The sequence below is a fragment of the Nonomuraea antri genome (assembly GCF_013283785.1).
Classification (GTDB): domain Bacteria; phylum Actinomycetota; class Actinomycetes; order Streptosporangiales; family Streptosporangiaceae; genus Nonomuraea; species Nonomuraea antri.
In genome coordinates this window covers 44,700-57,504 of the sequence record NZ_JABCPZ010000044.1, presented here as the reverse complement: position 1 = coordinate 57,504, position 12,805 = coordinate 44,700, and the positions used below count along the sequence as shown (strand labels likewise).

General features: G+C 71.8%; 13 protein-coding genes. 5 read left to right on the top strand and 8 right to left on the bottom strand.

Translation table 11 applies throughout. The annotated features are described in order from the left end of the window. Positions 1–8: 8 nt before the first annotated feature. Together HII36_RS17240 and HII36_RS17235 are read right to left on the bottom strand one after the other, a co-directional pair. Positions 9–1,400: a helix-turn-helix domain-containing protein gene (locus HII36_RS17240; protein ID WP_173524205.1), complete on the bottom strand. Its 1,392-nt coding sequence runs from the start codon at positions 1,398–1,400 to the stop codon at positions 9–11. 113 nt (positions 1,401–1,513) lie between these two features. Next, entirely contained in the window at positions 1,514–3,583 is a 2,070-nt protein-coding gene (locus HII36_RS17235) for a Xaa-Pro dipeptidyl-peptidase (protein WP_173524204.1), read from the bottom strand. 298 nt (positions 3,584–3,881) lie between these two features. Here HII36_RS17235 and HII36_RS17230 point away from each other — a divergent pair, with 298 nt between their 5' ends. Further along, complete coding sequence (locus HII36_RS17230; protein ID WP_173524203.1) at positions 3,882–4,394, top strand: cytochrome b family protein; 513 nt, start codon at positions 3,882–3,884, stop codon at positions 4,392–4,394. 117 nt (positions 4,395–4,511) lie between these two features. Beyond that, complete coding sequence (locus tag HII36_RS17225) at positions 4,512–4,958, top strand: cupin domain-containing protein (RefSeq protein ID WP_173524202.1); 447 nt, start codon at positions 4,512–4,514, stop codon at positions 4,956–4,958. A gap of 303 nt (positions 4,959–5,261) precedes the next feature. Here HII36_RS17225 and HII36_RS55700 read toward each other — a convergent pair whose 3' ends face one another. Continuing rightward, complete coding sequence (locus HII36_RS55700) at positions 5,262–5,486, bottom strand: hypothetical protein (RefSeq protein WP_217369620.1); 225 nt, start codon at positions 5,484–5,486, stop codon at positions 5,262–5,264. A gap of 11 nt (positions 5,487–5,497) precedes the next feature. After that, positions 5,498–5,773: an SMI1/KNR4 family protein gene (locus HII36_RS55695; RefSeq protein ID WP_217369619.1), complete on the bottom strand. Its 276-nt coding sequence runs from the start codon at positions 5,771–5,773 to the stop codon at positions 5,498–5,500. A 221-nt stretch (positions 5,774–5,994) separates the two neighbouring features. On the opposite strand from HII36_RS55695, the gene HII36_RS17215 reads away from it, so the two are divergent. Then, complete coding sequence (locus HII36_RS17215) at positions 5,995–6,810, top strand: hypothetical protein (RefSeq protein WP_217369618.1); 816 nt, start codon at positions 5,995–5,997, stop codon at positions 6,808–6,810. 281 nt (positions 6,811–7,091) lie between these two features. Beyond that, positions 7,092–8,090, top strand: coding sequence for an NAD(P)-dependent alcohol dehydrogenase (locus HII36_RS17210; RefSeq protein WP_173524201.1), 999 nt, complete (start codon positions 7,092–7,094; stop codon positions 8,088–8,090). On the opposite strand, the gene HII36_RS17205 is transcribed toward HII36_RS17210, so the two are convergent. Beyond that, positions 8,074–8,328: a hypothetical protein gene (locus HII36_RS17205; protein WP_173524200.1), complete on the bottom strand. Its 255-nt coding sequence runs from the start codon at positions 8,326–8,328 to the stop codon at positions 8,074–8,076. The two genes, HII36_RS17210 and HII36_RS17205, sit on opposite strands and share 17 nt — an antisense overlap. Before the next feature lie 321 nt (positions 8,329–8,649). On the opposite strand from HII36_RS17205, the gene corA reads away from it, so the two are divergent. Beyond that, positions 8,650–9,804, top strand: coding sequence for a magnesium/cobalt transporter CorA (gene corA / locus HII36_RS17200; protein ID WP_173524213.1), 1,155 nt, complete (start codon positions 8,650–8,652; stop codon positions 9,802–9,804). A 40-nt stretch (positions 9,805–9,844) separates the two neighbouring features. Here the strand turns inward: corA and HII36_RS17195 are convergent, their stop codons facing one another. Genes HII36_RS17195 through HII36_RS17185 form a run of 3 tightly spaced genes read right to left on the bottom strand, consistent with a single transcriptional unit; the run spans position 9,845 to position 12,740 of the window. Next, complete coding sequence (locus tag HII36_RS17195) at positions 9,845–10,825, bottom strand: ABC transporter substrate-binding protein (RefSeq protein WP_173524199.1); 981 nt, start codon at positions 10,823–10,825, stop codon at positions 9,845–9,847. Between the two features lie 29 nt (positions 10,826–10,854). Beyond that, positions 10,855–11,640, bottom strand: coding sequence for an ABC transporter ATP-binding protein (locus tag HII36_RS17190; protein WP_173524198.1), 786 nt, complete (start codon positions 11,638–11,640; stop codon positions 10,855–10,857). Further along, positions 11,640–12,740 carry a FecCD family ABC transporter permease gene (locus HII36_RS17185; RefSeq protein ID WP_173524197.1) on the bottom strand — a complete coding sequence of 367 codons (1,101 nt, stop codon included), beginning with the start codon at positions 12,738–12,740 and terminating at the stop codon, positions 11,640–11,642. Before HII36_RS17185 ends, HII36_RS17190 begins: the two co-directional genes overlap by 1 nt. Positions 12,741–12,805 lie beyond the last annotated feature (65 nt).

The following is a 12,805-nucleotide window of genomic DNA, read 5'->3' as shown; positions in this document are numbered from 1 at the left end:
GGCGAGCACTACGGGTGGGGGTGGCCGAGCCGCAGGTCGAGCTCGCGGGCTTCGGGCAGCGCGGCCCACCGGACGCCGAGCCTGGTCCGCAGGCCGCGTAGTTCCCTGTCGATGGTGGCGCGGCCGGCGCCCGCGGCTTCGGCGAGCACGAACCTGGCCGTGGCCACGGCGGCGTCGGGCTGACCGGCGCAGGCGTAGACGTCGGCCAGCCGCAGCGTCAGCAGCAGGTGCGCGGGGCGCATCGGGCCGGGGACGCGGGCGGCGGCGGTCTGCGCGGCGCTCAGCGCGCGCCGCGCGGTGACGGGCTCGCCGGTGAGCAGCGCGAGGTCGCGCAGCGCCGCCGCCGTGGCCGCCTCGACGCGGGCGACCCCCTCCTCGCCGGTCAGCCACGGCGCTTCGGCCGCGTCGCGGGCGTCGAGCCGGGCGAAGCGCGTCCTGGCCTGGGCGAGGTGCCTGTCGGTCCGGGCCGCGTCCCCGGTCATGGCGTGCGCGCGGGCCTCGTGCAGGCCGGCCGCCGTCAGCACCCAGGCGCGGCCGTGCGCGGACGCGGCCATGGCCCGGGCGTAGCCGAGCGCGGCACGGGCGTCGCGGACGAGCCTGGCCACCATGCTCAGGTCGCCCAGCAGCGCCGCCCTGGCCTCGGTGTCCCCGGTCAGGTCGGCCCAGCGCAGGCCGAGCCCGTACCAGGCCAGGCCCGGGCCGTGCTGCCCGCGTTGCACCCGCAGCCAGCCGGCGAGCTGGGCGTAGCGGGCGGCCAGGCGGGCCGGCGCCGTCCTGTCGGGTGATCGGGCGTCCTCGATCCAGCGCATGAGCGTGCGCAGCGACCGTTCGACGGGGACCGCGAGGTCGGCGGCGGCGTGCCTGCTGTGCACGCGGGTGTAGGCGGCGAGCAGCGCGGTCATCTCGTGCACGGCGTCGGCGTCCCGCCACTCGCCGGCGGGTGCGTGCGGGGTGCCGGGCACCGCGCAGCCGTGGCGGTCGTGCAGGGGGCACGGCAGGCCGTCCGCCGGCAGTGTGGCAGGCCGGCAGGCGATCAGCGACGCGACCAGACCGGGGTCAGCGGGGTCAGCGGCCTCAGCCCGGTCCGGGGCGGCGGGGCCGGCCCGGGCGGGACCTGTGGCGTCGGCCCGGCCTGGGGCGTGCGTGTGCTGTCGGGGCCGGGCCGTCAGGGTGGTCCAGATCGCGTTCAGCTCGCCCTCGGTGCCGAGCACTCGATCGGCGCGCGTCGGCAGCCCGGCGGGCGGCTCGCGCAGCCCTTTCTCGATTCTGCTGATGTGGCTGTGGTGATATCCCAGGCGCAGCCCGAGCTGGGCCTGGGTCAGACCGGAACTGCGCCGCCAGAATCGCAGACGATGGCCGAACTCCGCCCAGGACGTCGCGATTGATGGGGTGCCGCTCATTCGACCTCCCGGCAAGCCCGCCAATATGCCGATAAATCCGGAAAAAGATGGAATCGCAGGGAAACGGGACCCTCGGCGGCGGGAGGGGGGTCGCCGCCGAGGGTCCCGCCGGATCACGGCCTGGTCAGGCCCAGCTCGTACGCGCCCGACCCCCGGTAGGCGTGCACCCGGTAGCGGTAGTAGCCCGCCGTGCCGTTGTGGCTCACCGTCTCGTTCGCGCCGGACGACGTGCTGCTGGCCACGTTCGCCCACGACGAGCCGTTCCACTTCTGCAGGTACAGGTCGAAGTCGGCGCCTTCAGGACCGGCCAGGCACGCCCGGTGCGTGCCCGCGACCGTGCTCTGGTAGTGGCCGCCGTCCGGCTGGTACGCGCTGCTCCCCGCGTTCAGCGTGCCCCGGTGGGTCGACTGGTGGCCGGTGCAGGCCGGTCCAGGCCCGCCGCCGAGGTCGGTGAGCGGCAGCGTGAGCGTGCTCAGCGCCGGGGCGACGCGCAGCCTGGTGCCGCCGAGCGGGCGCAGCGTGTAGTCGTAGTCGGTGGAGATCACCACCAGCCCGATGCGCCGGCCCGCCGCGAACACGTGGTCCTTGGGCTGCAGGTCGAAGCGCAGCGCGTACTCCTCGCCCTGCACCACCTTCTCCCCGGTCTCCGCCCCGCCCCGGTTCTGCGGGTCGAGCCAGCCGCGGGTGACCACGACCGGGCTCGACGTACCGCCGGCCGGGCCGTAGTCGACCAGCAGGGCGGTCAGGTTGGCGTCGCCGCGGTTCTCCACCGCCACCCGCAGCTCCGCCTGCGCCACGCCGGACAACCGCATCGCGGTGGGCAGCGGGGCCGTGCGGTAGACGAGCCGGTTGGCGTTGGCGGTGTCCGGGTTCGCGGCCAGCGTCTCGGCCCTGATCGTGCGGCCCTGGTCGGTGAACGTCTGCCTGACCTCGCCCGTCGCCGGGGTCGTGGTCAGCTCGCCCGGCGCGGTCGCGGAGCCCGCGCCCAGGTGGAAGACGGTCCGCGTGGCCGCCGGGTCCGGCCAGTCGGCGAACTGCCGCCAGGTGCCGTCGCGGTACTGCACGTCGCTCTTGGGCTCGTTCGGTATGCCGGTGTCGACGCCCTTGACGTACTGGTCGAACCACCTGCCCACGGTCGCCTGGTAGTCGGAGCGTGAGGCCGTGCCGTGCCCGCCGTTGTGCAGCCAGATCTTGCGTGGCACGCCGCGCTGCTTCAGCGCCTCCCACCACCGCGCGTACTGCCGGCCCTTGACGTTCCAGTCGGACTGGCCGTGGATGACGAACACGGCCGCGCCGACCTGGTCGGCGTGCCGGACGTAGTCCCGCTCCTGCCAGAACGGGATCAGGTCGCCGGTGACGCGGTCCTGGGCGGCCTCCAGCGCGTCGAGCTCGTCGCCGCAGCCGGCGCGTTTCACCACGGCGCGGGCCAGGACGTCGGCGTCCTCGCCCTGGTATCCGCCGGGGGCGACGACCAGGCCGTTGGCCCGGTAGTAGTCGTACCAGCTGGAGATGGCCGCGATCGGCACGATGGCCTTCAGGCCCGGCACGCCCGTGGCCGCGGCCATGTTCGGCAGGGTGCCGTCGTAGGAGATGCCGATCATGCCCACGTTCCCGGTGCTCCAGGTGGCAGTGACCTGCCGTCCCGCGGAGTCGTAGCCGCGGGCGCGGCCGTTGAGCCAGTCGATCACGGCGGTCGCGCCGAGCGCCTCGCTCCTGTCGCCGCCGGTGGGACAGCCTTCCGAGGAGCCGGTGCCGATGCTGTGCCCGAGCACGACGGCGTATCCGCGGGGCAGGAAGTAGTCGTCGTACCAGCCGGGCAGGTCGGGCACCGGCTTGTTCGCGGCCATGTCTCCGGGGTCGCGGCCGGCCAGCCGGGCCCCGTCGAACAGGTCCTCCTGCGGGAGCCTGTCGACGTTGACGTTGTGGTTGGGGACGTTGTTCAGCCCGGTGCGGTACGGGCTGTGCTCGAACACCACGGGTACGGGCGCCGAGCCGGTGGGCCGCGCGATGTCGACGGCGACCCGGTCGGGCCGTCCGTCGTGGTCGGTGTCCACGGTGGTTTCCACGTAGACCCGTTCCTCGATCATGGCCGCGTCCGCCGCCGCCTGTGCCGCCGGTACGGCGGGCAGGCCGCCGACGGTGAGCACGGCCAGTACGAGCGCGGCCCTGGAGAGTGATCGCATGGTGATCCCGGGGGGTAAGGGAGGGTGACTCTCCAGAGGTAGCCCGCGACAACTCCGCTGACAATAGGAATCCAGCTTATTGTCAAGAAATGTCGAACCATCGGCCGCTTTCGAGCCAAAGGCAGCCATAAAACAGAGTTATGGGGAAATGTGATTTCCTTTCCCGGGGAGGGAGGCGATAACGGAATCACTCCCGTGAAATACCCGCGCGAAAGGCTCGCCGCACCCCTGCCGGTGTCACGATCCGGGACTTCACCTGGTCGTTGCTGTGAGACGCAACCGAGTGGGTGGGGTGACGATGAAGATCGGGCCACTGGCCACGGCGCTGGACGATCGTTTCGGTGGCGCCGGTTTCCTGAACAAGGCGATGCGCAAGGCGTTCGCCAACCACTGGACATTCCTGCTGGGCGAGATCGCCCTGTACGCCTTCGTGGTCGTCCTGGTCACGGGCGTCTTTTTGACGTTCTTCTTCAAGCCGTCCATGGAGGAGGTCGTCTACGACGGCGCCTGCGTGCCGCTGCGCGGCGTCATGATGAGCCAGGCGTTCGCGTCGTCGCTGGAGATCAGCTTCGAGGTGCGCGGCGGTCTGCTGATGCGCCAGATGCACCACTGGGGCACGCTGATCTTCATCGCCGCGATCGTGGCGCACCTGCTGCGCAGCTCCAGCTGGCTCGCGACACGATGCGGCTCGTCGATGGGGCGCGCGCGCATCCGTATCCGGATCCTGATGCGGGCTGGTGGCAAGATCTCGCTCCTCGTCGCTCCGTCGGACCGTCCTGCCTGTGAGACCGGACGGCGGCCCGGCCCGTGACAGCTCGGGTCCGGCGGGCCGTCACGTGCTGGAGCGGTGTCACGCATCGGAGCGCCAGCTTGTCCTAACTGATGCACGGCCGGATCGAGCCGGTCACCGTCCCGCGGAGGATGCCTGATGAGCACCGACCACCTTTCCCACCTCGACCACCCCCAGGACTCCCCCGGCCGGAGCGGGCCGCCGCCGAAGCTCGACGTGGTCGCCACAGTGCCGGGGGCGCCGCCCGCGCCGGAGGGGGCCGAGGCGATGACGATCCTGGTCACGTTGCCGCCGAACAGCCCCGGCGCGCCGCCGCACCGCCACTCGGGACCGGCGTACGGGTACGTGATCAAGGGAGCCGTCAACTTCGAGCTCGAAGGCGACCCCGTCCGGGTGGTCCGCGCGGGCGAGGCGTTCTGGGAGCCCGGCGGCGACCTGATCCACTACCAGGACGGCAACCACCTCACCGACGAGGAGTCGGCGTTCGTGGTGACGATGTTCTGCGCACCGGGACAGCCGATGCTGACCGTGGTCAGCCAGGAGGAGCTGGAGTCCCGGCGAGACCGCAGAGCACCCCGAGACTGACCGGGAGCCGTACCGGACCACCTCGGCTCAAGGAATTCATCGTGACCGTCCAGCCCCCGCTCTACATATCGGGCCGGCGGCACGGGCGCCCGCCTGCACGCCGCGTACTGCGGCGAGCACCGCCCCACCAGCTCCGTCATGGGGTGTCCGATCTCGCCCTGCCCGACCAGCTCGTCGAGATCGGCGCGGTCGTCCGCCTCGACCTGACGCACCAGGCCGGAAACGTCCGCATGATCCGGCGCCGAACGGCCTTCGGCTACCGGGCGGAAAGTCCCATCCACCCAGGTCGGGCGGTACGGGAGACTAGTGGCCGGCCCAGTGCTTGACCCACCCGGCGAATCCAGGTTCTCCCGAGGAGATGCCGAAGGGTCCGGCGCCTTCGCCGCTGATCTGCCACACGTGCCCCCGGTGCGGACCGGTGACGATGAGGTGCCAGTACAGGCCGCAGCCGTCGGTGCCCAGGACGATCGAGCCGTGATCGAAGACCTCATCGATCTTCTCTGGAGGACGGGGATCGTCTTCCCACACCCATGCCTCCGTCAGAGGGAAGGGCGGGACAATATCCTTGGCGACCGATCGTCTCCCCAGTCCTCGGGCAGATCAGCCAATGGCACCAGCCCGAAGTCCGGCGGTCCCGAGAAGGAACCGTCGCAGATCTCAGCCACGAACGTCCGATACGGCTCCGGCAAGACGACCCCGTGCTCAGCCTCGAAGGCATGGACGGCCTTCCAACCCAGTGGCGGTTCACATGCTTCACCGTCGAACGCGGCACGGAGCACCGCGAGGTCGGCCAGGTCGGCATGATCGGTGTTCATGCGACCAACAGGTACCACAGCACGCCGACAGGACGCGTCGGCGAGAACCCAGTCCTCCGCTCGCCGGCGAGCGAGCCACCCACGCCCAGACAGCCCGAGCGCCCCGTACGAACACGCCCTGAGGTTCCCTCGGCTGGACCCTGGCGCCGCCCCGACCGGCTGGATGGTCGTCTTTCGGCCCGGTTCGGCGGACTCGCCTGCCGCGCCATTACTGTGAGCGGATGAGTGAGAAGTCGACGCCGAAGGTGTTCTCGAATCGCTGGGCCGACACCGTCGGTCCCGGCGGCGGCGGTTCAGCTCGTGATTTCTGCCGGTGCATCGAGCAGACGGGCGCCAGGCCGCAGCGCGCCACCCGTTTCCACCGGGAGCACCAGGACACCACGGCGCCCGGCTGGGTCCGTCTGCTCGAGCTGATCGAGGAGGCGGCGGACGACGGCCGGGAGGTCTTCAAGCCCCTGGTCGAGCTCACCGCGGAGCAGCGGCGTCAGGTCGTCACGCTCCCGCCGACCATCGCCAAGCTCACCGCGGTGAAACACTTCGTGCTCTACGGCAGCAACCTGGTACGCATCCCGCCCGAGATCGGCGCCATGCGGAGCCTCGCGGAGTTCACCCCGTACACCTCCTACCGCCTGCACTGGTTCCCTTACGAGATCACCCGATGCCCCGACCTGCGGCGCAGCACGGTGAGCACCCGCGCGCTCTACGGCAACTACAAGCGGCGGCCGCCCTTTCCGCTGTTGTCGGCGGCTGCGGACGGCGGCCGGGGCGTCGATCTCGGGGACCTGGACCCGGGGGTCTGGGGCGCCGCCGCGATCCGCGGCTGCAGCGTCTGCGACGGGCCCGTCGAGGGCGCGGATCTCCGCCAGGTCTGGATCTCGCTGCGCACGTCGGGCGCGGACGTCCTGCCTTTGCTGGTGAACGCCTGCTCGACGGCGTGCGTCGAGGCGCTGCCCGCACCGGCCGAGGGCTACGTCCAGACGCCGCACGCGGGCGGGCCGGGCGTGACACAGCCGACGGCCGGCCGCCGGTCCCGCTGAACCTCGAACCCAGGACAAGACGAGCCCCGGACAAGAGGACACCGAGGTCCTGGTGATCGGCGCCGGGCCGGTCGGCCTCGCGCCGGCCCGCGCGTTGGTCGCCCGCATCATGGGCGCGGCCGTCCCGGCATGAAACACCTGATGTGACCCGCCCCGGTGGCCGAAAGGCCGGGTCAGGGCCCGGTGCGGTGGCCGAAAGTACGATGCGGAATCCGCCCGATCGGCCGTAGAGCGGCCCGGCGTCCCCTCGTCACACTGGCGTCGTGGTGAAGGAGAGGGCGATGAAGGTATTCACACAGCGCACGTACGGCGGCCCGGAAGTCCTGGAGCTGAGAGAGGTCGAGCGGCCCGCGCCCGCTCGCGGCGAGGTGCTGGTGCGGGTGCGCGCCACCTCGGTGCAGCCCTACGACTGGCACCTGCTGCGTGGCCAGCCGTACGCCGCCCGCCTGACGGGCGGCGGTGGCGGGCTCGGGCTGCGCCGGCCGCGTATCGCGGTGCTCGGCGCCGACGTCGCCGGTGAGGTCGAGCGGGTGGGGCCGGGCGTGACGGGGTTCGAGCCGGGCGACGAGGTGTTCGCGCTGGCCAAGCAGGGCGGCTTCGGCGAATACGTGTGCCTGCCGCAGGACGCGCTGGTGCGCAAGCCGCGGACGCTCACGTTCGAGCAGGCGGCCGCCATCCCGCTGGCCGCCGGCACCGCCCTGCTCGCGCTGCGCGAGGAAGGCCGCGTGAGCGCGGGGCAGCGGGTGCTGGTCAACGGCGCGTCCGGCGGGGTGGGGACGTTCGCCGTGCAGCTCGCCAAGGCGTTCGGCGCGCACGTGACGGGCGTGTGCAGCGGACGCAACGCCGGCCTGGTCCGCTCGCTCGGCGCCGACGAGGTCATCGACTACACCAAGCAGGACTTCACCCGCGAGGGCGACCGGTACGACGTGCTCGTCGACGCGGCGGGCGGTCACCGGGGGTCGGCGTGCCGCCGGGTGCTGACGTCCGAGGGGGCGCACGTCCTCATCGGCGGACCGGCGGGGCGCTGGCTGCAGCCGATGGGCGCGATCATGGCGACGCTCGTGACGGGCCGGTTCGCGGCGCAGCGCACGTGCCTGGCCGACATCGTCCGTCACCCCCACCCGGGGCAACTGCTGACCACGCTGGCCGGGCTCGCCGACGAGGGCCGGCTCATGCCGGTGATCGACCGGGTGTACCCGTTCGACGAGATCCCGGACGCCGTCCGCTACCAGGAGCTGGGGCACGCGGCGGGCAAGGTCGTCGTCACCGTCGGCGGCTGACCTGCTTCCGCGGGCGTGCCCGTCCGGCGAGGGTCAGGAGTGGGCAGGGGGCCTCTCCGGCGGCCTGGACGAGGTCGTTCGCGCCGACGGTGAAGCGGACCTTGACGTCCGTGGAGTGGGTGGTGCCCTCGATCGCGCCGGAGAACCCGCGTACCTCGAGCGGCCCGGTGCCGCCGTTGATGACGATGTCGGCCCCGAAGACCTCCACCGAGCTGTCGGACGACACGGCGATCTCCATGACCGGGGGGTCGGAGCACTGTCGATGCTCCCATGATGATCCGCGTCTCGTCGTCCTCGTCGATCAGGCGGTGACGATCGTGATGCGGGGTTTGTGCGCTATCTTGGGGCTGTTCTTCCTGAACCGGCCGGCCCGGGCCCGAACGCGAGGAGGTGAGGCTGCATGAGCAGTCAACCTCCCAGTCGCACCCGCTGAACGTTCGCTTCCCGTTCTGGCCCCGCGCCGCCGTGTCCGCGCACCGCATGTCGTCTCGACGTCCCCGGTGCGCGCGCGCCTGCGCGGGTGGCCCGCTGAGCCGGTCTCCGGAGGTCCCCCATGATGATGTCCGATTGGCGGTCGCGTGTCCTGCGTCCGGCCAGGCGCGTCGGCACGCCCGCCGTCGCCTCGCGCGAGCCGTCGCCCGAGGAGTCGATGGACCCGCGCGGCCGTGGTCCCGCCCGCCCGGCCGGGCCCCAGGTGGTGGACGCGGCGCTCTACCAGCAGGGCAAGCGTCTCGACGGCCCCGCCACCCCCGGCGACGTCCACGCCAGGCTGCGCCACCTGCCCGGCATCATGGGCTGGATCGGGCTCTACCAGCCCGACGAGACACAGCTGGCCGCGCTCGGCGAGGAGTTCGGCCTGCACGAGCTGGCCATCGAGGACGCCGTCGTCGCGCACCAGCGGCCCAAGCTCGAACGCTACGGCGACACCCTGTTCGTGGTGCTGCGCGCGGCCCGCTACGACGACGCCGCCGAGCAGGTCGAGTTCGGCGAGATCCATCTGTTCACCGGCCCCGACTTCGTGCTCACCGTCCGGCACGGCAACGCCCCGGCGCTGCACCCGGTGCGCGAGCGCATGGAGGCCGACCCCGAGCTGCTGGCGCGCGGCCCGGAAGCTGTCCTGTACGCGGTGCTCGACCACGTCGTCGATGGCTACGCCCCGGTCATCGCCGGGCTGCAGAACGACATCGACGAGATCGAGACCCAGGTCTTCGGCGGCGACCCCGGCGTCTCGCGCCGCATCTACGAGCTGTCACGCGAGGTGATCGAGTTCCAGCGGGCCACCCGCCCGCTGCTGGCCATCCTGGACGGCCTGACCGCCGGCTTCACCAAGTACGGCACCGAGGAGGAGCTGCAGCGCTACCTGCGTGACGTCGCCGACCACGCCACCACCGTGGCCGAGCGGGTCGACGGCTTCCGCCAGATGCTCGCCGACATCCTCACCGTCAACGCCACCCTCGTCTCCCAGGCGCAGAACGAGGAGATCAAGCACATGACGCAGGCCAGCCTGGCCCAGAACGAGGAGATCAAGAAGATCTCCTCGTGGGCGGCCATCCTGTTCGCGCCCACCCTCATCGGCACCGTCTACGGCATGAACTTCGAGGCGCCCGGCATGCCCGAGCTGCGCTGGGCCTACGGGTACCCGTTCGCGCTCGGCCTGATGGTGCTGACCTGTCTCAGCCTGTATCTGATCTTCAAGCGGCGCGACTGGCTGTGATCCGGGCTGAGCGGCTTCCCCTCCTCTCGCGTCCCCGCGGTCACTGCGGCGGTTCGCGCAGGTACTCGGCGAACCCCTCCAGCCCGTCGATGACGCGCGGCCCGCTGATGCCCTCGTTGTAGTCGAGGATGTGGAACCGGTTCTCGACCACGGCGGGCAGCCTGCTGGTGGCGGGGAACTCCTTCAGGAACTTGATCTTCTCGGCGGCGGGCTTGTCCCCGTAGTCCAGGATGATGATCACCTCCGGCCGGGCCTGGACCACGGACTCCCAGGTGACCTCGCCCCAGCGGGCGTCCAGGTCGCCGAAGATGTTCCGGCCGCCGGCGAAGCGGATGATGTCGTTGGGCGGCACCTGGCTGCCGGCGGTGAACGGCTTGTCGGTGCCCGAGTCGTACAGGAAGACGGAGACCGGGTCGCCCTTGGGCGCCCGGGCGCGTACCGCCTCGACGCGCCGGCGGTACTCGGTGACCAGGGCCCGGGCCCGGTCCTCGACGCCGAAGATCCGGCCGAGGCGTTCGAGGTCGGTGTAGAGCGCCTCGAACGGGGTGACCCGCTCCGGATGCCCGGGGTAGTTGAAGCACGATTCGGTGTGCATGAAGCTCTGGATCTTCAGCCCGTCGAGGATCTTGGGGGTGATCCCGCGCTGGTCGCTGAAGCCGGAGCGCCAGCCGGCGACCACGAAGTCGGCCTCGGCGTCCACGACCAGTTCGCGGTTGAGCAGGTCGTCGCCGAGGAACTCGACCTTGGCGTACTCGCTCGCCCAGGGGGACTCGGTGACCGGCGGGTTGGCGGGCGGCATCACGTAGCCGTGCACGTGCTCGGTGAGCCCGAGTGCAAACATCTTGTCCGCGCTGCCGCCCTCGTAGACGACCGCGCGCCGCGGCGTCGTGTACTCGACGTCCTGGCCGCACCTTTTGACCGTCACCTTGCGCGCGGCGGCGCCGTCCGCCTGCACCTGCGCGCCGCATCCGGCGAGCAGGAGCGCGCCGGTCAGGAGCGCGGCGAGGGTAGGGGTCTTCACGCGATGTTTCCTTTCACTGATGTGTCGTGTCACTGTTGAGTCGTGGACGAGTGCAGGTCGCAGAGCACCTGGGGCACTCCGGTGAGCGGATGGGGGACGACGCTCGCCTCGACGCCGAACACCTCGCGCAGCAGTTCCTCGGTGAGAACCGCACCGGGCGGGCCGCAGGCGACGAGACGCCCCTGGGACAGCACCGCCAGCCGGTCGCAGGCGGAGGCGGCGAGGTTGAGGTCGTGCAGCGTGACCAGCACGCTCAGCCCGGAGCGCCGGAGCATCGACAGCAGCCGGAGCTGATGGTGCAGGTCGAGGTGGTTGGTCGGCTCGTCGAGCACCAGCACCCGCGGCTCCTGCACGAGCGCCCTGGCCACCAGGACGCGCTGGCGTTCCCCGCCGGACAGCGTCAGCACGCCGCGCCCGGCCAGGTGCAGCACCTCCGTCCTGGCCATGGCGTCACGGCACAGCTCGCGTTCGCGCGGGCTGAGCGCCTGGTTGCCGCGCAGATGAGGGGCGCGGCCGAGCGCGACGGTCTCCTCGACGGTGAAGTCGAGGTCCGCCCGTCCTTCCTGGGTGAGTGCGGCGATCACGCGCGCGCTGTCGCGCGGCGGCATCCGCGACAGGTCCGCGCCGTCGACCCTGATGACGCCGCCGGACGGCCGCAGCGCCCGGTACACGCAGCGCAGGGCCGTCGTCTTGCCCGAGCCGTTGGGCCCGATCAGGCCCACCACCTGCCGTTCCGCCACGGCCAGCACCAGGTTGCGCACGATGGCGGCGCCGTCGACGGAGACCGAGAGGTCGTCCAGCAGCAGCCGCGTCATCACCGGCCGCCGAACAGGTAGGCGCGGCGGCGCAGCAGGAGGACGAAGACCGGGACGCCCACCAGCGCGGTGATCACGCCCAGTGGCAGTTCGCGCGGCGCCACCAGCGTCCTGGCCGCCAGGTCGGCCCACACCATGAAGATCGCCCCGGCGAGCGGGGCGACGGTGAGCACGCGGACGTGCGCCGCACCCACCCACAGCCGCACGAGGTGCGGCATCACCAGCCCGACGAAGCCGATCGCGCCGCTGACCGCGACCATCGCCCCGGTGGCCAGCGACGTCAGCACGAACAGGCCGCGGCGCAGCTTGGCCGTGTCCAGGCCGAGGCTCGCGGACGTCTCGTCGCCGAGTGCCAGGACGTCCAGGCTGCGGGCGGACCGGCGCAGCACCACGGCGGTGACGACGGTGACGACCGCCACGACGGGCAGCGCTCCCCAGGTCGCGGCGCCGAAGCCACCCATCGACCAGAACAGGACCGTGCTGGTCGACTCCCCGTCAGGGACGAGATACACGATCACGCTCATCACCGCCTGGAACCCGAACGCCATCGCCACGCCGGTGAGCACCAGCCGCAGCGGCATCAGGCCGCCGGCGCCGCGCGAGGTCAGGTAGACCAGCGCGGAGACGAGCAGTGCCCCGAGGAACGCGCCGGCCGAGACCGCGTAGATCCCCAGGGCGGCGAGCGCGCCGGTGACGGTGACCAGCACCGCCCCGGCCGACGCCCCCGACGACACGCCCAGGACGAACGGGTCGGCCAGCGCGTTGCGCACCATCGCCTGGATCGCCACCCCGACCACGCTCAGCCCGGCCCCGACCAGCACCGCCAGCAGCACGCGCGGCGTCCTGACCTGCCAGATGATCTGGTACGCCGTGACGTCGTCGGCGGCGATCGAGCCGCCGGTCACGGCCGCCCACAGGAAGCGAAGGGTCTCCCCCGGCGGCACGGCCGCGGCTCCCGTCCCGATCGCCAGCAGCACCGACGCGGCCAGGACCACGGCCAGCAGCGCCACGATCAACGGGATCGCGACGGGTGCGGGCGTTCGGGGTGCGCGGGGTGGCTGGGCGGCGTCCACGGGGGCTGACGCGGGCGACGATCTCACATCGGACTCCTGAAAATGATTCTCATTTTCGAGAGACCGTACCACGACAAACCATGACGAAATCG

What these genes read in the sequence shown, in the direction of transcription:
- corA (WP_173524213.1), top strand. Translation starts at nt 8,650, where the DNA reads ATGTCCGATTGGCGGTCGCGTGTCCTGCGTCCGGCCAGGCGCGTCGGC.
- HII36_RS17235 (WP_173524204.1), bottom strand. Translation starts at nt 3,583, where the DNA reads ATGCGATCACTCTCCAGGGCCGCGCTCGTACTGGCCGTGCTCACCGTC.
- HII36_RS55695 (WP_217369619.1), bottom strand. Translation starts at nt 5,773, where the DNA reads ATGAACACCGATCATGCCGACCTGGCCGACCTCGCGGTGCTCCGTGCC.
- HII36_RS17190 (WP_173524198.1), bottom strand. Translation starts at nt 11,640, where the DNA reads ATGACGCGGCTGCTGCTGGACGACCTCTCGGTCTCCGTCGACGGCGCC.
- HII36_RS17215 (WP_217369618.1), top strand. Translation starts at nt 5,995, where the DNA reads ATGAGTGAGAAGTCGACGCCGAAGGTGTTCTCGAATCGCTGGGCCGAC.
- HII36_RS17240 (WP_173524205.1), bottom strand. Translation starts at nt 1,400, where the DNA reads ATGAGCGGCACCCCATCAATCGCGACGTCCTGGGCGGAGTTCGGCCAT.
- HII36_RS17230 (WP_173524203.1), top strand. Translation starts at nt 3,882, where the DNA reads ATGAAGATCGGGCCACTGGCCACGGCGCTGGACGATCGTTTCGGTGGC.
- HII36_RS17225 (WP_173524202.1), top strand. Translation starts at nt 4,512, where the DNA reads ATGAGCACCGACCACCTTTCCCACCTCGACCACCCCCAGGACTCCCCC.
- HII36_RS17205 (WP_173524200.1), bottom strand. Translation starts at nt 8,328, where the DNA reads ATGGAGATCGCCGTGTCGTCCGACAGCTCGGTGGAGGTCTTCGGGGCC.
- HII36_RS17210 (WP_173524201.1), top strand. Translation starts at nt 7,092, where the DNA reads ATGAAGGTATTCACACAGCGCACGTACGGCGGCCCGGAAGTCCTGGAG.